General features: G+C 36.3%; 27 protein-coding genes, 1 rRNA gene and 2 riboswitches. Of the genes, 19 read left to right on the top strand and 9 right to left on the bottom strand.

Annotation, left to right across the window (positions count from 1 at the left end):
* Nucleotides 1–416: 416 nt before the first annotated feature.
* The 6 genes from comGC to V7097_RS20040 all read left to right on the top strand — a co-directional run bounded on the left by comGC (nt 417) and on the right by V7097_RS20040 (nt 2555).
* On the top strand, nt 417–695 hold the full coding sequence (gene comGC / locus V7097_RS20065) for a competence type IV pilus major pilin ComGC (RefSeq protein ID WP_335705427.1): 279 nt from the start codon (nt 417–419) through the stop codon (nt 693–695).
* Nucleotides 670–1122: a competence type IV pilus minor pilin ComGD gene (gene comGD / locus V7097_RS20060; RefSeq protein ID WP_335705426.1), complete on the top strand. Its 453-nt coding sequence runs from the start codon at nt 670–672 to the stop codon at nt 1120–1122. Before comGC ends, comGD begins: the two co-directional genes overlap by 26 nt.
* Nucleotides 1106–1444: a type II secretion system protein gene (locus V7097_RS20055; protein WP_335705425.1), complete on the top strand. Its 339-nt coding sequence runs from the start codon at nt 1106–1108 to the stop codon at nt 1442–1444. The genes comGD and V7097_RS20055 overlap by 17 nt, the downstream gene beginning before the upstream one ends.
* Nucleotides 1437–1865, top strand: coding sequence for a competence type IV pilus minor pilin ComGF (gene comGF, locus V7097_RS20050; RefSeq protein WP_335705424.1), 429 nt, complete (start codon nt 1437–1439; stop codon nt 1863–1865). Before V7097_RS20055 ends, comGF begins: the two co-directional genes overlap by 8 nt.
* Nucleotide 1866: 1 nt before the next feature.
* Nucleotides 1867–2250 (top strand): competence type IV pilus minor pilin ComGG, encoded by a 384-nt coding sequence (comGG, locus tag V7097_RS20045; protein ID WP_335705423.1) that lies wholly within the window; start codon nt 1867–1869, stop codon nt 2248–2250.
* A gap of 113 nt (nt 2251–2363) precedes the next feature.
* Nucleotides 2364–2555, top strand: a complete 192-nt coding sequence (locus V7097_RS20040) for a YqzE family protein (RefSeq protein WP_335705422.1) — start codon at nt 2364–2366, stop codon at nt 2553–2555.
* A 28-nt stretch (nt 2556–2583) separates the two neighbouring features.
* Here V7097_RS20040 and V7097_RS20035 read toward each other — a convergent pair whose 3' ends face one another.
* A complete protein-coding gene (locus tag V7097_RS20035; RefSeq protein ID WP_335705421.1) occupies nt 2584–2787 on the bottom strand; it encodes a hypothetical protein in 204 nt (67 codons plus the stop codon).
* 258 nt (nt 2788–3045) lie between these two features.
* On the opposite strand from V7097_RS20035, the gene moaA reads away from it, so the two are divergent.
* Nucleotides 3046–4068 carry a GTP 3',8-cyclase MoaA gene (moaA, locus tag V7097_RS20030; protein WP_335705420.1) on the top strand — a complete coding sequence of 341 codons (1023 nt, stop codon included), beginning with the start codon at nt 3046–3048 and terminating at the stop codon, nt 4066–4068.
* Between the two features lie 43 nt (nt 4069–4111).
* Here the strand turns inward: moaA and V7097_RS20025 are convergent, their stop codons facing one another.
* Complete coding sequence (locus tag V7097_RS20025) at nt 4112–4468, bottom strand: DUF2512 family protein (protein ID WP_335705419.1); 357 nt, start codon at nt 4466–4468, stop codon at nt 4112–4114.
* A 61-nt stretch (nt 4469–4529) separates the two neighbouring features.
* The gene (locus V7097_RS20020; RefSeq protein ID WP_335705418.1) at nt 4530–4874 is read right to left on the bottom strand and encodes a YqzG/YhdC family protein; all 345 of its coding nucleotides are present in this window, start codon (nt 4872–4874) and stop codon (nt 4530–4532) included.
* A gap of 224 nt (nt 4875–5098) precedes the next feature.
* On the opposite strand from V7097_RS20020, the gene V7097_RS20015 reads away from it, so the two are divergent.
* Nucleotides 5099–5710 carry a hypothetical protein gene (locus V7097_RS20015; RefSeq protein ID WP_335705417.1) on the top strand — a complete coding sequence of 204 codons (612 nt, stop codon included), beginning with the start codon at nt 5099–5101 and terminating at the stop codon, nt 5708–5710.
* A gap of 41 nt (nt 5711–5751) precedes the next feature.
* Here the strand turns inward: V7097_RS20015 and V7097_RS20010 are convergent, their stop codons facing one another.
* Together V7097_RS20010 and V7097_RS20005 are read right to left on the bottom strand one after the other, a co-directional pair.
* Complete coding sequence (locus V7097_RS20010) at nt 5752–6303, bottom strand: hypothetical protein (RefSeq protein ID WP_335705416.1); 552 nt, start codon at nt 6301–6303, stop codon at nt 5752–5754.
* A gap of 125 nt (nt 6304–6428) precedes the next feature.
* Nucleotides 6429–6812, bottom strand: coding sequence for a helix-turn-helix domain-containing protein (locus tag V7097_RS20005; protein WP_335705415.1), 384 nt, complete (start codon nt 6810–6812; stop codon nt 6429–6431).
* Between the two features lie 309 nt (nt 6813–7121).
* Between V7097_RS20005 and V7097_RS20000 the strand changes: the two genes are divergently transcribed.
* From V7097_RS20000 to V7097_RS19970, 7 genes are all read left to right on the top strand, one after another.
* Nucleotides 7122–7754, top strand: coding sequence for a CalY family protein (locus V7097_RS20000; protein WP_335705414.1), 633 nt, complete (start codon nt 7122–7124; stop codon nt 7752–7754).
* A gap of 130 nt (nt 7755–7884) precedes the next feature.
* A complete protein-coding gene (locus tag V7097_RS19995; RefSeq protein WP_335705413.1) occupies nt 7885–8472 on the top strand; it encodes a TasA family protein in 588 nt (195 codons plus the stop codon).
* Nucleotides 8473–8590: 118 nt separating this feature from the next.
* Entirely contained in the window at nt 8591–9445 is an 855-nt protein-coding gene (tapA, locus tag V7097_RS19990) for an amyloid fiber anchoring/assembly protein TapA (protein WP_335705412.1), read from the top strand.
* Complete coding sequence (sipW, locus tag V7097_RS19985) at nt 9442–10023, top strand: signal peptidase I SipW (RefSeq protein WP_335705411.1); 582 nt, start codon at nt 9442–9444, stop codon at nt 10021–10023. The genes tapA and sipW overlap by 4 nt, the downstream gene beginning before the upstream one ends.
* Before the next feature lie 56 nt (nt 10024–10079).
* On the top strand, nt 10080–10706 hold the full coding sequence (locus tag V7097_RS19980) for a TasA family protein (RefSeq protein WP_335705410.1): 627 nt from the start codon (nt 10080–10082) through the stop codon (nt 10704–10706).
* A 137-nt stretch (nt 10707–10843) separates the two neighbouring features.
* A complete protein-coding gene (locus tag V7097_RS19975; RefSeq protein WP_335705409.1) occupies nt 10844–11140 on the top strand; it encodes a DUF5658 family protein in 297 nt (98 codons plus the stop codon).
* A 16-nt stretch (nt 11141–11156) separates the two neighbouring features.
* Nucleotides 11157–11366 (top strand): hypothetical protein, encoded by a 210-nt coding sequence (locus V7097_RS19970; RefSeq protein WP_335705408.1) that lies wholly within the window; start codon nt 11157–11159, stop codon nt 11364–11366.
* Between the two features lie 42 nt (nt 11367–11408).
* Here V7097_RS19970 and V7097_RS19965 read toward each other — a convergent pair whose 3' ends face one another.
* From V7097_RS19965 to V7097_RS19950, 4 genes are all read right to left on the bottom strand, one after another.
* Nucleotides 11409–11735 carry a helix-turn-helix domain-containing protein gene (locus V7097_RS19965; protein WP_116354534.1) on the bottom strand — a complete coding sequence of 109 codons (327 nt, stop codon included), beginning with the start codon at nt 11733–11735 and terminating at the stop codon, nt 11409–11411.
* A 171-nt stretch (nt 11736–11906) separates the two neighbouring features.
* Nucleotides 11907–12035: an anti-repressor SinI family protein gene (locus tag V7097_RS19960; RefSeq protein ID WP_335705407.1), complete on the bottom strand. Its 129-nt coding sequence runs from the start codon at nt 12033–12035 to the stop codon at nt 11907–11909.
* A 29-nt stretch (nt 12036–12064) separates the two neighbouring features.
* Nucleotides 12065–12154, bottom strand: a riboswitch (cyclic di-GMP riboswitch).
* 379 nt (nt 12155–12533) lie between these two features.
* Complete coding sequence (locus V7097_RS19955; RefSeq protein WP_335705406.1) at nt 12534–13328, bottom strand: YqhG family protein; 795 nt, start codon at nt 13326–13328, stop codon at nt 12534–12536.
* Entirely contained in the window at nt 13306–14997 is a 1692-nt protein-coding gene (locus tag V7097_RS19950) for a DEAD/DEAH box helicase (RefSeq protein ID WP_335705405.1), read from the bottom strand. The genes V7097_RS19955 and V7097_RS19950 overlap by 23 nt, the downstream gene beginning before the upstream one ends.
* 296 nt (nt 14998–15293) lie before the next feature.
* Nucleotides 15294–15385: riboswitch (glycine riboswitch) on the top strand.
* 214 nt (nt 15386–15599) lie between these two features.
* Between V7097_RS19950 and gcvT the strand changes: the two genes are divergently transcribed.
* The 4 genes from gcvT to V7097_RS19930 all read left to right on the top strand — a co-directional run.
* A complete protein-coding gene (gcvT, locus tag V7097_RS19945; protein WP_335705404.1) occupies nt 15600–16727 on the top strand; it encodes a glycine cleavage system aminomethyltransferase GcvT in 1128 nt (375 codons plus the stop codon).
* A 27-nt stretch (nt 16728–16754) separates the two neighbouring features.
* Nucleotides 16755–18101 (top strand): aminomethyl-transferring glycine dehydrogenase subunit GcvPA, encoded by a 1347-nt coding sequence (gene gcvPA / locus V7097_RS19940; protein WP_335705403.1) that lies wholly within the window; start codon nt 16755–16757, stop codon nt 18099–18101.
* A complete protein-coding gene (gcvPB, locus tag V7097_RS19935) occupies nt 18094–19554 on the top strand; it encodes an aminomethyl-transferring glycine dehydrogenase subunit GcvPB (protein ID WP_335705402.1) in 1461 nt (486 codons plus the stop codon). Before gcvPA ends, gcvPB begins: the two co-directional genes overlap by 8 nt.
* Nucleotides 19555–19931: 377 nt before the next feature.
* Nucleotides 19932–20001, top strand: a 16S ribosomal RNA gene (locus V7097_RS19930); the annotation flags it as partial.

Raw genomic sequence — 20001 nt, 5'->3', positions numbered from 1 at the left:
CCATTATTGTCATTTATATTTACTTTTAAACTATAATGAGAAGTTCAGTATACTGAACTTCTCATTATTCTTCTATTTTGGAAGAGAGGATGCATAAATATAGTTCATAGGAGATCTAATAGAAGAAGTTCTAGAGTATTTTGAAATGCTAATGGTGAAACCCAAGGTTTGAAGCCCATAGTAGGTGTGATCAGCTTAGAGTCTATAAGTGCAATGCAAAATTTGGGGATGAACTTTTCATCAATTATTCTACAAAGGAACTATTGATTAAGGGTGTTAAAAATTAAACTTGCTAAAAAGGAATTGAAATTATTGAATTCCTATTAATGAACAGCGTTCATTTTTAAGAGTTATGTTGAGCCAAATAAATTTTGGGTATATAAAATTTTTATAGGTTCTTCCTCTTATTTATTGAAATGCTAGTCGTTTTATTAGTCGTTTCAATTTTGCTGTTGATAACTGTGCCGAATGTGACGAAGCATAATACGGTAATAAAGGATAAGGGCTGTGATGCAATGGTTAAAATGGTTGAAGCCCAGGTGCAAGCTTATGAGTTGGAAAAAGACAAGGTTCCGACGGTGGCGGAATTATCCACTGAAGGCTATCTGAAAAACGGAATTCCTGCTTGTCCAAATGGTGATAAGATTACAATTACAAATGGAGTTGTAGTTGCTTCACCTCCACAAAATGAATAATAAAGGCTTCACCTTAATTGAAGCATTAATAGTCTTATCAATCGTCATCATTATTTCCTCGATCAGTCTTCTACAGCTTAGACCACTACATGAATCGAAAAAGATGGATCAATTTCTGGAGCAGCTTCAAAACGATATTTTCTTTAGTCAACAGTATGCAATCAGTCATAGTGAAACGACAATGCTTTATTTTAGTCCGAGTGGGTCTTATTATCGCCTAACTAGAGGGAGTTCTTATGAAGTTATTTTCCTTCGTAAGGTTGATCCAGCAATTCGTATTCAACTTACAACGCTTGGACAAAATTTAGTTTTTACAAGTAATGGGAATATCCAACGTGCTGGTGAAATTCGATTTAGTTATAAGGAGAGCACCTATGTCGTTACGTTCTTATTAGGAAAGGGTAGGTTCTATGTTAGTAAAAGATAAGCGGGGATTTACAATGGTGGAGATGCTCCTCTCAGTTTCTATATGGTTTCTGCTTTGTGTGACGCTTCTTCCTCAGCTAATGCTTATTATGACAGAACGAAGGAATACAGAAATTTTTAATATGGGAAATCAATTGCTATCTGAGGAGCTGCAAAATGAGTATAACGGTGCATCAACATTAAATAATGTGGTAAAAGACGGGATTACCTACAAATTTACGAAAAACTTTAATGAGGAGCTTCAAAAATGGGAGTTATGTGTAACTTGGGAGGACAAGCTTTCAAAAACGTATGAAAGATGTGGATATGTAAATGGTGAGTAATGAAAAGGGTTTTACATTTGTTGAGATGCTCGTCACCTTTTCAATCCTGTTTGTTATTCTTTCATTTATCACACCTTTCCTTGGTATAGTGTTTCGGGATAATGGTGAACAATTTAACAAGTTAGAATGGCAAATTTTAATTCAACAAATGAAAATGGAAATCCGTGAAGCAAGTGAAATATCCGTTAATGGAGCGTCTGTGTCCTTTAAGAATGCAGCAGGTGATGTAGTGAGCTTTGAAAAATACACAGATAAAATAAGAAGAAGGGTTAATGCGAAAGGGCATGAGTTGTTGCTTCAACATATTACGGATGTCACATTTGAACCAAAAACAAATGGTTTTTTGATTTCAGTTGTAACGGTTGATGGGAAATCATATCAAGCCTTGATCTCTTCCCTTACAACGGTGGAGGTTGGGTAAAATGAACAATGAAAAAGGATTTATCCTTCCGGTTACAATCGCAATTTCCTTTTTGTTTTTCCTTATTTTCACTTCCCAAGTCAATGCGTACTTAACAGAAAAGGCCTTCTCAAAGGAAACTGAAGAAATATTAATTTTGGAGAATTTGATGCAGCTAGGAGTTGGTGACATGAAGGTAAAATTACAGGATGAAGTAGAAAGCATGAAATCAACCGGTGTATTCAACTATCCAACAGGTAATGTAACTTATACCGTTTCTCCACTTACTTCATCAACATCGCAGATTACCATAGCATGTAAGACAACTGAACAACGCAAAAGCAGTGCCCGTTTCGTGTACAATTATGAAACAAAAGAGATTAACTCTTGGTTTGATTTACGTTAAAAACAAAATACTAAAACAAATCTGGACGATGTTATCAATGCCAAACTTTCGTGGTTACATTTGCAAAAAGGTGGAAATAATAACACTAAGGCTTGAAAAAGGTAGGTGTTATCATGTCTACGAACGATTATGTGAAATTTGTAACCCAACAGTTTGTAAAGTTTATAGACCAGCCAAAAGAAGTTCGCAAGGCTACGAGGCAGCAGAGAAAAGAAGAACAGGCACCATTAACAAATCGCTGGTTTGGAATTATGCCACTTGCCGTTTCACTCATGTTTAAGAAGAATAAAAAAAGAAAGAGCTGACAGCTTTTACTGTCGGCTCTCTTTTTGCTTAGTACCAAAATCCTCCACCATATGGATAATACGGTGGACCATAAAATGGATATCCGAATCCGCCGCCATAGAAATACGGATTGAAAATTGCGCTACCTACAAGCCCTCCTAATAAGCCGCCTATAAATGGTGCACCCCAAAAAAATCTTCCTTGTCTGCCAAAACCATGACCAAAGCCTATTGGTCTTCTATAAGGTCCCATCCTATTCCCTCCTATTTCATGATATCCCCTTTACGTGCACGGGATTTATCTTTTTTTTCGTGAGTGGGCTAGAATTTGCTCCTCATTCTTGCCTCACTAACATGGATATGTAACCATAGGACAGATGTAGTGGGCGTTTGTCTACATTTTGAAAAATTATTTATAAAATCCCAAATTCCCTGTGCATCGTTTCTATTCACAACCTGAAACTAGTATGATAGAGTAGTAGGTACTTAAAAAGTAGGAGTGACAGGTTAGATGACTACGAAAAAAGAAAAAATTGTCGATCAGTTGAATCGACCACTACGAGATTTGCGCATTTCTGTCACAGATCAATGCAATTTCCGTTGCTCTTATTGTATGCCTAAAGAGATCTTTGGGGATGATTATAAATTCTTAAAGCAAGGAGAACTATTATCCTTTACTGAAATAGAAACATTGACAAAAAGCTTTGTCAAACTAGGCGTGCAAAAGATTCGGTTAACCGGTGGAGAACCTTTAGTAAGAAAAAATGTCCATGAACTTGTTGAGCGTTTAACTCATATAGAAGGTATTGAAGATATTGCCCTCACTACAAATGGGATATTTTTACCAAAATATGCAAAACAATTAAAGGAAGCAGGACTTCAGCGTGTCAATGTAAGCCTTGATGCAATCGACAATGATGTTTTTAAAGGAATGAATGGTCGCTCCGTTGGCTTAAAGCCAGTATTAGCGGGAATTGAAGCCGCACAGGAAGCGGGACTCCATGTGAAAATGAACATGGTCGTTCAAAAAGGAAAAAATGTTTCACAAATTTTACCGATGGCCCGTTTCTTTAAAGAAAAAGGGATTACGCTTCGCTTTATCGAGTTTATGGATGTTGGAACAACAAACGGATGGAATTTCGACCAGGTTGTTTCGAAAAAAGCGATACATGACCTAATCAATAATGAAATGTCATTAGAACCAGTTGATGCCGATTATTTCGGTGAAGTAGCAAAAAGATACCGTTATGTAGGTTCAGACGTGGAAATTGGTTTCATTTCATCTGTTACAGAATCCTTCTGCTCAAGCTGCACAAGAGCAAGAATTTCTGCAGACGGAAAGCTGTATACATGCCTATTTGCAACAGCAGGCCATGATTTAAGGTCATTAGTTCGTTCGGGTGCTTCTGAAATTGATATTGATGAAACTCTTACATCAATTTGGCAGGCAAGGCGTGATCGATACTCAGATGAACGAACAAAGGAAACAGCTAAGAAACGTAAGAAAATTGAAATGTCCTATATTGGTGGCTAAATGAAAAAGAGGTGCTAGGTCCGCACCTCTTTTTTGTGATGAATTATGCAGTTGATTTTTCCGCTCTTCCTGATCGCACCAACCAGCGGTGGATAGGGATTTCAACTAATGTAATAACAAGGGCTGTTAATATCGCACCCCAGAGAGTGACTCTTGCACCATCTAAAAACAATGAAACAAAATAAACGAGAATTGCTGCTGCAATGAAATCTGCAATATCAGTCATTACAGTTGTATTTCTTCTAAGCATCATTACTTCCACTAAGTGACCAACAATGGCTAAAACTATACCAACCACGATTGGTTGATACCATGAAACATAATCTACACTATCAAAAATACCAGAACAAAGTGCTACAACTAAAGGTAATAAAATAATCTTCATAATAAATCCAGTCATAGCATTCACACCTCCTTTACGTGATATTTTTTACATTAAATTAAGATAATATGTAAATGTACTAACGATCTGTTTCGACAACCGTTATATTTTTTACTCTTTCCGTATCCGGTTCAAAGGTGATATTTATAAAAACTCCGAATTCCCGATTATTCTGCTTTAACCAAAGCTTGAAACGTTCAACATACATCCCATTCTTCTTATATCTTCCAACATGTAAATAATCCAAAATTTGGGCGGAGGGGTACCGTTTTTTTGTTTCCTCCATCGCGAGCTTTCCCCATTTTGCATATTCAGGTACCGTTTTTTTAGATTCAGCTGTTGTAATCGAAGAATCATTAAAGAAAAAAATAGTCGGGGATAGCAACAAACTAAAGCAGCATCCGATCAATATTTTCCGTATCACGACAAACACCTCACTTTTCTCTTAGATTTCCCATTCATCCGGTAAATTTATGCAGATTAAATGGAAGGGTATGGTATTAAGGTGTGGATTGTGGAAAAAATTTCAAATTTTATTTATTTAATGATCAATCGTTTCATCTCGGAACGCTGTTTATGTGCTGTATGAATTGCCCTTATGGCGCACATATTATCATTATGTGAAATGTTGTATGTAGGAGGAACATCATGCGTAAACGACTGTTTTTTTGGATGATAATATTATTAAGTGTATCCTTGCTTGTTAGCTGTAAGGGTGATGACAAAGCAAAAGATAAAGATAAAAAAGATGATGCAAAAGCAAAAATCCAACAAGTAGAAGATAAATTAATCAATCTCGGATCTTTAGGCTTTACAACAGATGATCTCGTTAAAAACTGGAATGAAGCTCAAGCAACAATAGAGGATGCAGGCTCCTATCAAATCGATCAAATAAACGTAACAAATGGCGAATTTAGAAAAGATGTAAGTGATGGACTCATTTTGGAAGGGCTCGTAAATGAACAAACAAATGAAGTAATTAGACTATCCCTTGTGAAAAAAGACATCGAATCAGATAGCCTAAATACAGCACTAGACAAATATGAGGACACAATTGCTGCATTCTTTCTGCTAGTGGCTGTTACTAACACAGAGGAAGCCGTAAAAGAAGACGACATCGGAAAAATTACTAATAAATTAGGACTTCTTAGTGACAATGAAAAGAAAATTAATGGGACCGCAACATTGAACAATGTTACGTATAAGGCTGAGGAAAATGAGCGAGGATTGGTGTTATCGGCGGTGGAAAATACGGAATGAAAAAACCTTGGAAGGTTTAGTCCTTTCAAGGTTTTTCCACTTTATTCATTTTTGTCTTGTAGCAGGACTGTTTTTAGTTGTTCAACAATTTCATCAAATTCTTTACCTTCAGTTTCGATACCATGTTGTTTTGCTGTATCTATGATTTGATTTCTTCTAGAATCTGGTTTCATCCGTAGTTCCTCGTATTTATTTGAGGGGGCTTCTGTCAATTCTGGTTTCTCACTATACTTTTCTTTCATTTCTGTTATTAGTTCTTCCTCAGATTTTCCTTCAACATCAATTCCTGTTTCTTTAGCCTTTTGCTGAAGGATATTCGATTTAATTTCAGATTGTATTGTTTCTGTATCCTTACCGTTAGTTGAAATACCTAATTCCTTTGTAATATTTCCATAGTGTTTACTATCTCTTGCCCGTTGGTGAAGCTTACTGGTAGGATCTGAATTTGTCGAGTCTTTAGTAATTTTATTATGTTTTTCATTTGTATGTGAATCTTTTACCTTTGTATCTTCACTTGCTAAAACTGGTAATATTTGTGTGAAGCCCAAACATATTACACCTATTAAACCAGTTATCAAAATTAATTTTTTCATTGGTATTCACTTTCTCTCCTTTCACTAATTATGGGTAGGTTGATTTGAACCAGCTAACAATTAGAGATTTACATCTTCACTATTTCCATAGTTGCTTAGTTTTATTACATAGTATCTGGATGCATTTATGGTTCTGTCGCTTTATCAATATTATTCCCTCCTTTGTTTTTTTTGTGGTCATTTTTCCAGTTTCTAAATTTTATAAAGTTTTGAATTTCCCGGAAGTCATCTTTACTTAATCCTTCTTCAATTGCAATCTTTAATAATTTTGTCCACTCCTCATCAAGTATTCCGTTTGTATTAGGATCTGTTTTTTCTTCCCCTAATAAATATTCGATACTTGTATCGAGTGGCTTTGAAATCTTAGATAAGAATTGAAGAGAAGGATTTTTTTGTACATCTCGTTCAATATAACTCAAATAAGACTTCGAAACCCCAGCACGTTTTGCAAGCTCTGTAATGCTGAGTCTTTTCACCTTTCGTAATTCCTTAATCCTGGAACCAATCATCTTCCTTCTCCTTCATAATGTGAATACCCGCGTGTTCATTATAAGGGATATTTCGTTCTTAATAAAATAATAAAATAGTAAGAAAACAGGAGGTATTTCGAGAAAAAGAACGAATTTCGTTCTTTATTAAGAAAAAATGGCTTATTTTGGGATTTTCCAATTATAGGACATATGAATTATACTCACATTGTAAGTTCGTTAGAAAGAACAAAAACGAACTTTACAAAGTACATATCTTGGTTGATCTCCTTATCAATACATAAGGATTCAATATAAAAATTATTAAAGGGAAAAAGAGGAGGAAACAAAATGAGTTTGAAAAAGAAATTAGGTTTAGGCGTAGCATCAGCGGCACTAGGATTATCACTAATCGGGGGAGGAACATTTGCATACTTCAGTGATACAGAAGTATCGAACAATACGTTTGCAGCTGGTACATTGGATCTAGCAGTTAATCCATCTGTTGTTATTGATGTAGATAACTTAAAACCTGGTGACATTATGGTTCGTGAATTCGCATTAGAGAACAATGGAACACTTGATATTTCATCAATTGATTTAGCTACTGCTTACAATGTTGTAGATGCTAATGGTAATAATGTGGATGATTTCGGTAAACACATTAAGGTTCTATTCCTTGAGAATGCTGATAAAACTGGTGATGGTTGGGTAATCGGTGACTATAATGATGTAATTTCTGAAACTACATTGTTTGATCTTCAAAATATGACTCCAGATGCTGTTGAGAACGTTCAACACTGGATTACTTGGTTATTTGGTCTTAATGGTGAGGATAGCGGTTTAGAAGCAGGTTCTAGCGACCAAATGTATGTTGCATTTGAATTTGTAGACAATGGTGCAGATCAAAACGAATTCCAAGGTGACGCTTTAGAGCTTGAGTGGACATTTACTGCTCACCAAACTGAAGGGGAACTAAGATAATTTATCATAATTGAAATAAAGGAAGGAGATTCAATCTCCTTCCTTGCATACATACTAGACAAGTCAAACTGTATTGTTATGTAAAAGTTGTTCTATATAAAAAACATTAAGATTTGAAGGGGGATTGAAAATGAGTATTAAGAAAAAAATAGGTTTATCTACTGCAGCAGCTGTTCTAGGATTAAGTTTAATTGGCGGGGGTACGTTCGCATATTTTAGTGATACAGAAGTAACGAACAATACATTTGCTGCTGGAACGTTAGATATTGGGTTAAAAGGTGTAGATGATAAAGTAGAAGTTGATTTAAGTATTGATAATATGAAGCCAGGTGATTGGAAAGTACATCAAATCCGCATATATAACGAAGGAAGTTTGGATGTTAACGATGTAAAACTTAATGTAGATTATGAAATATCTGATGTAGATGGGAATAATAATGGCGAAGATTATGCTGATCATATTTTAGTACACATTATGAAGCAAGGATCAAGGGAAGTTGTGGCGGATTGGGTACCACTTTCACAAATTGAAGATTTAGTTGTGGCCAATAATTTAAAACCAAAGAGTGGAAAAGCGAACCAAACAGACAATAGACAAACTCTCCGAGTTGACTTTAAATTCAATGATAATGGCCAAGATCAAAATATCTTTCAAGGTGATTCAATAGATTTTAAATTTAGCTTTGAAGCAAGCCAAAAAGAGGGAGAATTAAGATAGATAATGAAGGGAAGGAGATCTTCTCCTTCCTCTTTATAGATATTTATGAACACATATGGGTAACTTTGTTTTCATAAATATCTATAAATACTGTAATGAAGAAGGGCGGAACAAAAATATGAATGAGAAAAGTAGATTGCTAAAAGGATTAATACAAAGAAAAAAACGATTTTTTGCCATTTTAAAAATAGTCCTAGTATTTTATTTAATGATTTTCTCAATCAAATATGTGACATCAACTACATCTGCCTACTTCTACTCTAAAGGTGAAGCAACAGTATCACTAACGGCTGGAACATGGGCGGATAATAGCAGATTAGAATTTACCGATAGAGGTAATTTAAATATACAAGGCTGTCCAGCAACAATGGTAGTTAATATAAAGAATATGAGTAATAGTGATATGAATTCACCAAGTAAATTTGAAATTTACTATGTTGATAAGGATAAGGATGGCGGAAAGGATAAGGGAGGAAACCCGAAAATTCACGGAACAAAAACAGATATTCCTGAAGGACAGAATGTAATACCTGCTTTGAAAAGTGGAGAACAAACAAAGCTTAGCTTTGAAACCAATCAAGATACTGGGGAAGGTTTTTACAACTTTTATGCATATCAAACAAATAAATCTATTGATAATGACTGGAGTGTAAAAGTAAAAGTTAAATGTAAGAGTAATAATGGCAAAACAATAAATGAGCAAAATGATGCGCCTAAAGAAGAACTGCCTAAGGAATCAGTAGAAAATGAAAAAACAGACACGCCAGAAACAAAACCTTCAGAAGAAACAGGATCAGATGGAAATACAAATCAGACACCAGAAAATAACGAACAAACATCTACGGATGAAAATTCAGAAAATCCATTACCGAACCAAGGAAATAATAATAACAAAAGTAAAGATGCAGTAAATAACTCAGTTCCAAATGAAATTACAAATGTCGAAGGAAATAAGGAGAATGATGGACAATGAAAAAGAAAATTTTCAAATGGTTAAATCATTTAGTTACTGGTTTATTAGTAGTTTTATTAATATGCGTTGCATCACTAGTTGTAACATCTAAACTCTCCGGAGGAGAACCTTCTGTATTTGGATATCAACTAAAAACAGTTTTATCAGGTTCGATGGAGCCAGGTATAAAAACAGGTTCAATTATTGCAGTTAAAACAGGTGGAGATATGACTCGTTTTAAAGAAAATGATGTTATTACATTTATGGAGGAAGACGAAAAACTAATTACCCACAGAATTGTTGAAGTTATCAATAATGGGAAGCAAGTGATGTATCGGACAAAAGGGGATAATAATAATACAGAAGATATAAATCCAGTATTAGCTCAAAATGTAGTAGCTGAATATCGTGGTTTTACTATACCTTATCTTGGATACTTTGCGGATTTTGTTGATTCCAAAAAAGGAATTATTTTATTAATGATCGTGCCAGGAATTCTAATTTTCCTATTCTCTATTTTCACGATTTGGAGAACAATTTCGAAAATTGATTTAAATAACAAGACAAATGACCCAATTGAAGAGACTAAAACAAATTAATTAAGGATCAATATTTTTTAATATTGATCCCCTTCTAGGAAAGGAAGGGAGCATAAATGAAGAAGAGAAAGAGTTTTCTTAGAAAAATATTTTTTATTTCAATATGTACGTTTCTATTTTTTTCTCAAATAAACCAAGTCTCAGCGTCCCCATCGAAAAATAGTAAGGTAATAGACATCATGACAACCCCTGAAAAAATATTATTTGATATTGATAATTTTAAGCCTGGTGACTGGGCAACAAGAACCTTAACAATAAAGAACAGTGGTTCGGAGGATTTTAAATATTTAACTTCAGCAGATCGAAAGTCAGGTTCAAAAGAATTGTATGAATCGTTAATTCTTACTATTTCCGATAGTGGTGGAGAGGTTTTTAAAGGTAAGCTTGGAGATTTTAAAAAAATAGATCCTAGAACAATTGAAAGTGGAAAACAGGAAGAATTAAATTTTACAGTAGAATTCCCCCCCAATTTAGGTAATGAATATCAAGGTTTAACAACTGAAGTGGAAATGAAGTTCTATGCAGAGGGTACATTAGGAGGAGTTCTCCCTGTTGATGGACCAAAACTGCCTGAAACGGGAACAAATACGTTTAACATTCTGATTGCAGGCATTGCTTTAGTTGTAGGTGGTAGTATTTTATTTTTCATCCTAAGAAGAAAACGATTAAGAACGGTTCACTAATCAATATTTATTTTTAAGGAGCGATTATTACTTCGTTGTTCTTTATTAAGAATTGATTTGATTGGAAATAGGATATATCCATGTACCGGTATAAACTTGGCTTTAAGTTCACAATTCAAAATCAAGAGAGGTTCCCAATGAAAATCATCATCATCCTCCTAGCAATCTTAAATCTACTAGACGCGTTTATCACACATTTTGGGATCCTTGGTGGTCATATTTCTGAAGCAAATCCATTAATGTTTACATTATACGACATACATCCATTTTTATTTCTTTGTATAAAAGCAATGCTTTCTTTCTTTTTAATTTCACTAATATATATCATTCGTTTTCCAGTGAACAAACTAATTCGATCACTTTCCTGTATAGCCACTGCAATGTACGCATATGTCTTTTTCCTCCATGGCTATTGGATTACGCAAATATTTTAAAAATGGAGGAAACCCAATGTATACCAAAACATGCCCACAATGTAACCAGCCATCCTTCAGCAGCAGCAAGCTCGGCAAATGGAATTGCCCGATCTGTCAAACTGAACTTTCAAGTCTTCTTGCACGTGATGCCGGTGAGCTTTTTCCTGAAGTATTAACTAAGAAATACCCAACTACCCATCAATCCCATTCCGACTATATTTCCAATTTCGAAACATACATATAAAATAAAAAATGCTTCAGGCAACCGATGTTACCGAAGCATTTTTTATTTATTGTCCATTTTCCATTTGTTAAATTCTAAGAATGATCGAAATTCCTCTTTGGAAACTCCTGATTTCATTGCCTCTCGTACAAGCCTTGTCCATTCTGAATCAAGTTCTACACTCTCAGGTTCTGATTGTTCATGGAGTAATTCATTGACGGTTACGCCTAATACTGTAGATATTTTTTCAAGAAACTGGATAGAAGGATTTGATTGGAGATTCCGTTCGATAGAGCTCAAGTATGATTTGGCAACTCCTGCGCGATCCGCTAGTTCAGATAATGATAATTGTTTTTGTAGGCGATATGTTTTAATACGTTGACCAATCATGACTTTTCACCTTCCTTCCTCTACCCATTATAACATATAACGAAGAATATGTTTTATAATAAGAACACAAAAAATGAAAATAAAAAGAACCCGGAACTTATCGAGTTCTTTAGCATCCATATGTTTCCAACCCGTTGTGTAAAAGGTTGCTGTATGTATTAAGAAGGTCTGTTATGCTGTTTTACTTTGGAGGAAAGCATGAATATCCTGGACGCTCATTCCCATCTCCACTGCTTCCAATATAAGGTCGATCCATTCGTGATCTAATTGTCCGTTCTTGTTTTGTACTTCATTTAACATTTGATTTCCTCCCAAAATACATTTGTATTCCAGGCAGTCCAGCCATCATAATTGAAATCTCCAATCTTAGACCTGTGACTTTGCGTCCCTATTTTTCAATAGGTTTGCCTTTGTCTGTTCGAACCTCAGCTGACTGACCTAAAACGATAGTCCATACATGGATAGAACCTTTGTATTACATTTAGAAGTATAAAACATGGGAATCAATCTTTCTGTAAAAATCTGTCGATGTCAAAATATTTACAAAAAATAAACAAATGATTGTCTAACACATCGAAATATGACCTCCTGTTACCATTTATGTAGAATGAACTCGAATGATAGGAGGAAGGACCTATGAATTGTTAATAAGATAGAAAAAGGGGTTGATATATAATGCCATTCAGATACGATTTTTTGTAAAATTTCCAAAAAAATGTAAGGTATTTGTCGAACGATTTATTGGGAAAATCCCCTAAATAAATGTAACCTACCCCCAAAAATGAGGATAGGCCTATTTTAGAATGCGTTTTGACAAAGATAAAATAATCCGCCATTGATAATTTCGACAAGAACTTTCGGTTCGTATTGTTCCTTGAGGGCTTCTTTTTCAATTTTATAGCTTTCTGGTTTTTCGTCGATCCCCTCATAAAAGGCATCTAACAGAGTTAAGTCTTCATCCCAGCGTTGTCTCGCTTCATCTGCCCAAGCATGCTCCTGTGTTTCTGCATAGCCTCTCACATATTGCTGAAGTCGATTCACACCACTTTGCGGTTTAACTAATGGTGACATCGTGTATGTTAAATCTGGTATTTTCGGAGTAAGTGAGAGCTTCTCGAGTTTTTCCTGAAATTCCTCAACTATAATTCCATTGATTAGCTGTAACCCGAGTGACATTAGCACATCACGCTTACGGTCACTCTTATACGAAACCTTCACATTTAACCCAAGCCATGGATAAAGTGGTGTATTACCCTGCACACCAGGAGGTTTTTGTTGATACAACCGTATATAGCTTGCCAGCTTTTTCGTTGATTCAAAAATTTGATGTAAACGGGGAGCCCCGAAATGGATAAAGTCACCTTTTACGTTATCAGGTGTTTGATCCCGATCCGTAATTAATGTTAGCTTCATTGGATTCGGTTCTCCACCTGTTTTTTCAACATATGTCCAATAAAAAGGACGGTTCATTAATTGTTTATCTAGATCTATTGTCAATTGCACTGTCATATAACCGGGCTGGCGTTCAAGAATTTCACAATGGTTGGATACAAAATATTTCTCTAGAAAATTAACGATTTCCTGTTGCTGCACGCTGCTCACCACCGTTTTGTTCTTCAAAGCTTATAATAGAAGTTAAATTCTCCATCTTAATTTTCATCTCACCCTCGCTCCTTGAACGGAGCATGATATCCTGAATATGGTCTTCAATGTTTCCGAGATCTAATCTTGTTAAAATATCATCCAACTGCCCAATGACGCGTTCAAACAGATTAATTTTTTCATATAATAGCTTTAAAATATGCTCTTCAACCGTGTTCTTCGTTGCAAAATTATAAATATGGACATCTTTTTCTTGACCAAGACGATGAATACGACCTATGCGTTGCTCAAGCCTCATCGGATTCCAAGGAAGATCATAATTGATAATATGATTACAGAATTGTAGGTTAATCCCTTCGCCACCGGCCTCAGTTGCAATCAACACCTGGAATTTTCCTTTAAATAATTCTCTCATCCAATCCTTTTTCCCACGCTTGAATCCACCTCTAAAAGGAACTGATGAAATGCCATTTTGCTGCAGGAACCATTGCAAATACATTTGTGTCGCACGATATTCGGTAAAAATAATTACTTTATCATCAATTTGCTTGATTAATTCAACTGCTTTTTCAGCCTTTGAGTTTTGGGTGACCTGTTCGACCTTTTTCATGAGCCCCATAACCATATCCTCAGGTGCCGTAGCACTGCCATCCTCATTTTTCTTCTCAAGCATCTTTTTTAATGTAAAATAGACAGCTTCGCGACTACTACAAGCCTCTCTTTGCAAAGTTAGAATCGAGAACATACTGGATGCAAATCCTGAAGAGCTAGACCGATAAGCAGAAATTGCGTCATATAGCTCCTGTTCAGTCTCTGAAAACTCAATCGGAACAGCTTCAACCTTCCGTTTTGTCCATTCAATTCCCGTGTCATCACGGCGATTTCGAATCATCACTTTATTGACCAATTCCTTCAAATGCTCATGATCATCGATAGAGCGGCTCTTTTTCCCGAATGATTCCTCGAAATTCTCCTGATTACCTAAATGTCCGGGCTTAAGTAACGACACTAGATTAAAAATCTCATCAATTCGGTTTTGAATCGGGGTAGCCGTTAATAGTAAACAAAACTTCTTTTTTAGGTTTTGAACAAATTCATAGTTTTTTGTTTTATTGTTTTTTAGCTTATGAGCCTCGTCAATGATGATTAAATCGTAATCCTGCTCATATACGATTTCCCGATGTGGACTTCTTTTTGCTGTATCGATTGAAGAAACAATCACATCATATTGTTCCCACATATAGCTCTTTTTCTGCTGGACCGCGGGAATATAGAACTTTTGATTTAATTCCGAACCCCATTGAGAAACAAGGGAAGCTGGTACAAGAATCAATACTTTTTTCACGAGTCCACGAATCATGTATTCTTTTAAAATCAGGCCAGCCTCAATTGTTTTTCCGAGTCCAACTTCATCAGCTAAAATCGCTTTTCCATTCATTTTTTCAACCACTTGTTTAGCAACCTCAAGCTGATGGGGAAGTGGTGTTAACTGTGGTAAATGCTTAGGTGCCTGAAGACCTTCGAATTCAGGTATCGACTGGTGTTTTTCCACTTCAAATGCAAGCTTATATAACTCCCAGTTCGCCCAAGGACCGTCATCGTCAATTCTTTGCAAAAAGTCACCTTGCCACGACTGATCAAATTCAAAATCGACATTCATATATTCACAGTCCTTTCATAGTTGAGTATGTTATTCATATAGAAGAAAGTGAACTTTCTCTTAAAATCCGAACATTTTACTAAAATGATAAATTAATGTTAAGAAAATAATTTATTGCCCAAATCGCTCAATGATGGTAGGATGAAGGTAGTTCGAAAACGCTTCTTTAATGGTTATAGAAGGGTTAAGCGATATTTCCTATTTGATAAATTGTAAGCGTTTGTGGTGGACTTGGATAATTTTCCATAGTCGTTTCGTTAGTATTACCAAAAAAATGAAAAATATGAAGACCGCGGATGACAACAAGGGGAGAGACTACTATTTGTAGCGCCGAAGGAGCAAGCAAGACAATTGTGAATCTCTCAGGCAAAAAGACTCTTGTTCGACGCAACTCTGGAGAGAGCCGCAATGGCCACCAAAGGGGCAAACCTAATAGGCGTTCAAAGAGGAGGACAATATTCGAGGACTTTTTGGACATTTTCTTTAGGTAAACTTTCAGGTGCAAGGACAGAGACTTCACACAACTGTGGAGTTTATCTGTCCTTTTTTATTTTTTCAGAATCTTTTGGTTTTATACACAGGCCCAAACAACATATTAAATGATGAAATTTGAAGGAGGAATCGGATTGTCTGAATTAAAACGAACACCATTATTTGATGAGTACCAAAAGCATGGCGCCAAAACGATTGATTTTGGTGGGTGGGATCTTCCAGTTCAATTTTCTAGCATAAAAGAAGAACACGAAGCCGTTCGTACAAAAGCAGGCCTTTTTGACGTTTCCCACATGGGCGAAATCGATGTAAAGGGAAAAGACAGCTTAGCGTATCTTCAACAATTGATGACAAATGATGTTTCAACTTTGAAGGATGGCGCAACTCAATACACTGCGATGTGCTACGAAAATGGTGGAACAATTGATGACCTACTTATCTATAAAAAATCCGATGAACACTATTTACTAGTTGTGAACGCTTCAAATACAGAAAAAGATTTTGAATGGTTAAAAGAGCATGTCTCAGGTGATGTGGAAGTAGTAAATATTTCAAACGAGATTGGACAAATTGCACTTCAAGGACCACGAGCTGAAGCTGTTTTACAGAAACTAACAAATACAAATTTAAGTGAAATCAAGTTTTTTAAATTCCAAGACGAAGTCGAAATTGCAGGCAAGAAAACACTTGTTTCAAGAACTGGCTATACAGGTGAAGATGGCTTTGAAGTATACTGCAAAGCCGAAGAGACGCCCTTCTTATGGAATGCCATCTTAGAAGCTGGTGAACCAGAAGGGGTTTTACCTTGTGGATTAGGTGCGCGTGACACATTGCGCTTTGAAGCAAATCTTGCACTTTATGGACAAGAACTATCTAAAGATATCACGCCAATCGAAGCTGGAATAGGCTTTGCGGCAAAACCAAATAAAGAAGCTGAATTTATCGGTAAAGCAGTATTAACACAGCAAAAAAATGAAGGAGCTCCTCGGAAAATCGTTGGAATCGAAATGATCGATAAGGGAATTCCTCGTCATGGCTATGAAGTTTATATAGGTGACGAGCAAGTTGGTGAAGTGACAACAGGAACACAATCACCAACCCTTCAAAAAAATATTGGCTTAGTACTTATTAAATCTGAGTTTGCTGAACTAGGAACAGAAGTCGAAGTTCAAGTTCGTAAAAAGCGACTTAAAGCAGTTGTGGTGGCAACACCTTTTTATAAGCGTCCAAAAAAATAAATGGAATTGTGGGAAAGGGGTACATTCATGAAACATCGTTATTTACCAATGACTGAACAAGATAAAAACGAAATGCTTCAAGTAATCGGCGTATCCGCAGTCGAGGAGCTTTTTAGTGATATTCCTGAAAGTGTTCGATTTAAAGGCGAATACAAAATTAAGAAGGCGAAATCAGAGCCTGCTTTAATGAAAGAACTTTCAGTCCTTGCTGCAAAAAATGCTGATTTACGCCATAATGCTTCGTTCTTAGGAGCCGGTGTGTACGATCACTATATGCCAGTTATTGTTGATCATGTTCTTTCACGTTCAGAATTTTATACAGCTTACACACCATACCAGCCTGAAATTTCTCAAGGTGAACTACAAGCTATTTTTGAATTCCAAACGATGATTTGTGAGCTAACAGGTATGGATGTAGCAAACTCCTCTATGTATGATGGTGGGACTTCTCTAGCAGAAGCAGCAATGCTAGCATCTGGCCATACAAAAAATAAAAAAGTGCTAGTTTCAGGGGCTGTTCATCCAGAATCTAGACTTGTTCTTGAAACCTATGCAAAGGGTCAATACATTGAAGTTGTTGAAGTGCCAACAAAGAACGGCGTAACAGATGTTGACGCATTAAACTCTTTAATGGATAACGATGTCGCGTGTGTCGTAGTTCAATATCCAAACTTCTTTGGTCAAATTGAACCATTAAAAGAAATCGAGGCAGTCGCTCACACCGGAAAAAGCATGTTTGTTGTGTCAAGTAATCCATTAGCACTTGGAGCTTTAACACCTCCAGGGAAATTTGGTGCTGATATTGTAGTTGGGGATGCACAGCCATTCGGAATTCCAGCAGCATTTGGAGGACCACACTGCGGATATTTTGCTGTTACATCAAAATTAATGCGTAAAGTTCCGGGCCGCTTAGTTGGTCAAACAGTTGATGAACAAGGAAAACGCGGCTTTGTATTAACACTTCAAGCACGTGAACAGCATATCCGTCGTGACAAAGCGACATCAAATATATGTTCAAACCAAGCTTTAAACGCATTAGCAGCATCTGTTGCTATGACAGCATTAGGTAAAAAAGGTGTAAAAGAAATTTCAACCCAAAATATTCAAAAAGCCTATTATGCAAAGCAGCAACTTGAAGCAAATGGTTTCGAAATCCCATTCGAAGGACCATTCTTTAATGAATTTGTTGTAAAAGTAGGTAAACCAGTAAAAGAAGTAAATGCTCGTTTAATAGAAAACGGAATTATCGGTGGATACGATTTAGGCCGTGACTACCCAGAGCTTGAGGGGTATATGCTAGTGGCAGTAACTGAGCTTCGCACAAAAGAAGAGATTGATACTCTTGTAAAAGAATTGGGGGATAGCCATGAATAAGCAAGATCAACCATTAATTTTTGAACTATCAAAACCAGGGCGAATTGGTTATAGTTTGCCAGAATTAGACTTACCTGAGGTAAATATTGATGAAGTTATCCCTAGTGACTATCTTCGCGTAGAGGAGCCAGAACTGCCAGAAGTATCTGAATTAGATATTATGCGTCACTACACTGCGTTATCAAAACGTAACCACGGGGTAGATTCAGGATTTTATCCACTAGGTTCATGTACAATGAAATACAATCCTAAAATAAATGAAAATGTAGCTCGCTACAATGGATTCGCTCATATCCATCCATTACAGGACGAAAGTACAGTCCAAGGTGCAATGGAATTAATGTATGACCTACAAGAGCATTTAAAAGAAATCACGGGAATGGATGAAGTAACTCTTCAACCAGCGGCTGGTGCACATGGTGAGTGGACTGGATTGATGATGATCCGTGCATATCACGAGGCAAATAATGATACTGCTCGTACAAAAGTAATCGTACCTGACTCAGCACACGGAACAAACCCAGCATCTGCAACAGTAGCGGGATTTGAAACGATTACAGTAAAATCTGGTGATGACGGACTAGTAGATTTAGAGGATTTACGTCGAGTAGTTGGACCAGATACTGCTGCATTGATGTTAACAAATCCGAATACACTAGGACTTTTTGAAGAAAACATCCTAGAAATGACAGAAATCATCCACTCAGCTGGTGGTAAGGTATATTATGACGGTGCAAACCTAAATGCGGTATTAAGTAAGGCTCGCCCTGGAGACATGGGGTTTGACGTAGTTCACTTAAACCTACACAAAACCTTTACTGGCCCACATGGTGGCGGTGGCCCGGGTTCAGGCCCTGTTGGAGTAAAGGAAGATTTAATTCCATACCTACCAAAACCAGTACTAGTGAAAACCGAGGAAGGCTATCAATTTGAGTACAACCGTCCACAATCAATCGGGCGCGTAAAACCTTTCTATGGAAACTTTGGAATCAATGTTCGTGCGTATACGTACATTCGTTCAATGGGCCCGGATGGTCTTAAAGCTGTAACAGAAAATGCTGTTATTAATGCAAACTACATGATGCGTCGTCTAGAACCATATTTTGACCTTCCATATGATAGGCACTGTAAGCATGAATTTGTAATATCAGGTAGACGTCAAAAGAAATTAGGTGTTCGTACATTAGATATCGCAAAACGATTACTCGATTTCGGCTATCATCCACCAACTATCTACTTCCCACTAAATGTTGAGGAATGTATGATGATTGAACCAACTGAAACAGAATCAAAAGAAACTTTGGATGATTTCATTGAAGCAATGATCCAAATTTCAAAAGAAGCAGAAGAAAATCCTGAAATCGTTCAAGAAGCACCACATACAACAGTTGTAAGTCGACTTGATGAAACATTAGCAGCAAGAAAACCTGTTTTACGCTATCAAAAACAATAATTGTTTATATAGAAGAGATTCATCCTAACTTGGATGAATCTTTTTTTACCATTAATTACCGTGCTTAAAAGTGTTGAAAAATGAACCGGGGGCTGATAATATAGATTAAGTCATCACGACAACGTGATTGATGAAGTCACAACTTTTAAGGAAGATAATTGTTTTTAAAAAAGTTGTTGACACAAAAGATTGATAAATGGTATATTAACAAAGTCGCTTTTGAGTGGCGGGTTAAAAAGTTCTTTGAAAACTGAACACAATACAAGCGTCAACGTTAATTCTAAAGTAACAAACTTATTGAGCAAGATCTTTGCTTCTTGAAATACTTCTTCGGATTTTGCGAAAAATGCCGAAGGTATTTTGAGCAATCAATACTCTTATTGGAGAGTTTGATCCTGGCTCAGGATGAACGCTGGCGGCGTGCCTAATACATGCAAGTCGAGCGAA

It is taken from the genome of Bacillus sp. JJ1562, assembly GCF_036962705.1.
GTDB lineage: Bacteria > Bacillota > Bacilli > Bacillales > Bacillaceae_L > Ferdinandcohnia.
Note: the sequence above shows the minus strand (reverse complement) of the source record. Positions and strands in the feature narration are given on the sequence as shown.

Coding starts and splice junctions, on each gene's coding strand:
- comGC (WP_335705427.1), top strand. CDS start 417: ATGCTAGTCGTTTTATTAGTCGTTTCAATTTTGCTGTTGATAACTGTG.
- V7097_RS20055 (WP_335705425.1), top strand. CDS start 1,106: ATGTTAGTAAAAGATAAGCGGGGATTTACAATGGTGGAGATGCTCCTC.
- comGG (WP_335705423.1), top strand. CDS start 1,867: ATGAACAATGAAAAAGGATTTATCCTTCCGGTTACAATCGCAATTTCC.
- V7097_RS20040 (WP_335705422.1), top strand. CDS start 2,364: ATGTCTACGAACGATTATGTGAAATTTGTAACCCAACAGTTTGTAAAG.
- V7097_RS20035 (WP_335705421.1), bottom strand. CDS start 2,787: ATGGGACCTTATAGAAGACCAATAGGCTTTGGTCATGGTTTTGGCAGA.
- moaA (WP_335705420.1), top strand. CDS start 3,046: ATGACTACGAAAAAAGAAAAAATTGTCGATCAGTTGAATCGACCACTA.
- V7097_RS20025 (WP_335705419.1), bottom strand. CDS start 4,468: ATGACTGGATTTATTATGAAGATTATTTTATTACCTTTAGTTGTAGCA.
- V7097_RS20015 (WP_335705417.1), top strand. CDS start 5,099: ATGCGTAAACGACTGTTTTTTTGGATGATAATATTATTAAGTGTATCC.
- V7097_RS20010 (WP_335705416.1), bottom strand. CDS start 6,303: ATGAAAAAATTAATTTTGATAACTGGTTTAATAGGTGTAATATGTTTG.
- V7097_RS20005 (WP_335705415.1), bottom strand. CDS start 6,812: ATGATTGGTTCCAGGATTAAGGAATTACGAAAGGTGAAAAGACTCAGC.
- V7097_RS20000 (WP_335705414.1), top strand. CDS start 7,122: ATGAGTTTGAAAAAGAAATTAGGTTTAGGCGTAGCATCAGCGGCACTA.
- V7097_RS19995 (WP_335705413.1), top strand. CDS start 7,885: ATGAGTATTAAGAAAAAAATAGGTTTATCTACTGCAGCAGCTGTTCTA.
- tapA (WP_335705412.1), top strand. CDS start 8,591: ATGAATGAGAAAAGTAGATTGCTAAAAGGATTAATACAAAGAAAAAAA.
- sipW (WP_335705411.1), top strand. CDS start 9,442: ATGAAAAAGAAAATTTTCAAATGGTTAAATCATTTAGTTACTGGTTTA.
- V7097_RS19980 (WP_335705410.1), top strand. CDS start 10,080: ATGAAGAAGAGAAAGAGTTTTCTTAGAAAAATATTTTTTATTTCAATA.
- V7097_RS19975 (WP_335705409.1), top strand. CDS start 10,844: ATGAAAATCATCATCATCCTCCTAGCAATCTTAAATCTACTAGACGCG.
- V7097_RS19970 (WP_335705408.1), top strand. CDS start 11,157: ATGTATACCAAAACATGCCCACAATGTAACCAGCCATCCTTCAGCAGC.
- V7097_RS19965 (WP_116354534.1), bottom strand. CDS start 11,735: ATGATTGGTCAACGTATTAAAACATATCGCCTACAAAAACAATTATCA.
- V7097_RS19960 (WP_335705407.1), bottom strand. CDS start 12,035: ATGTTAAATGAAGTACAAAACAAGAACGGACAATTAGATCACGAATGG.
- V7097_RS19950 (WP_335705405.1), bottom strand. CDS start 14,997: ATGAATGTCGATTTTGAATTTGATCAGTCGTGGCAAGGTGACTTTTTG.
- gcvT (WP_335705404.1), top strand. CDS start 15,600: ATGAAATTTGAAGGAGGAATCGGATTGTCTGAATTAAAACGAACACCA.
- gcvPA (WP_335705403.1), top strand. CDS start 16,755: ATGAAACATCGTTATTTACCAATGACTGAACAAGATAAAAACGAAATG.
- gcvPB (WP_335705402.1), top strand. CDS start 18,094: ATGAATAAGCAAGATCAACCATTAATTTTTGAACTATCAAAACCAGGG.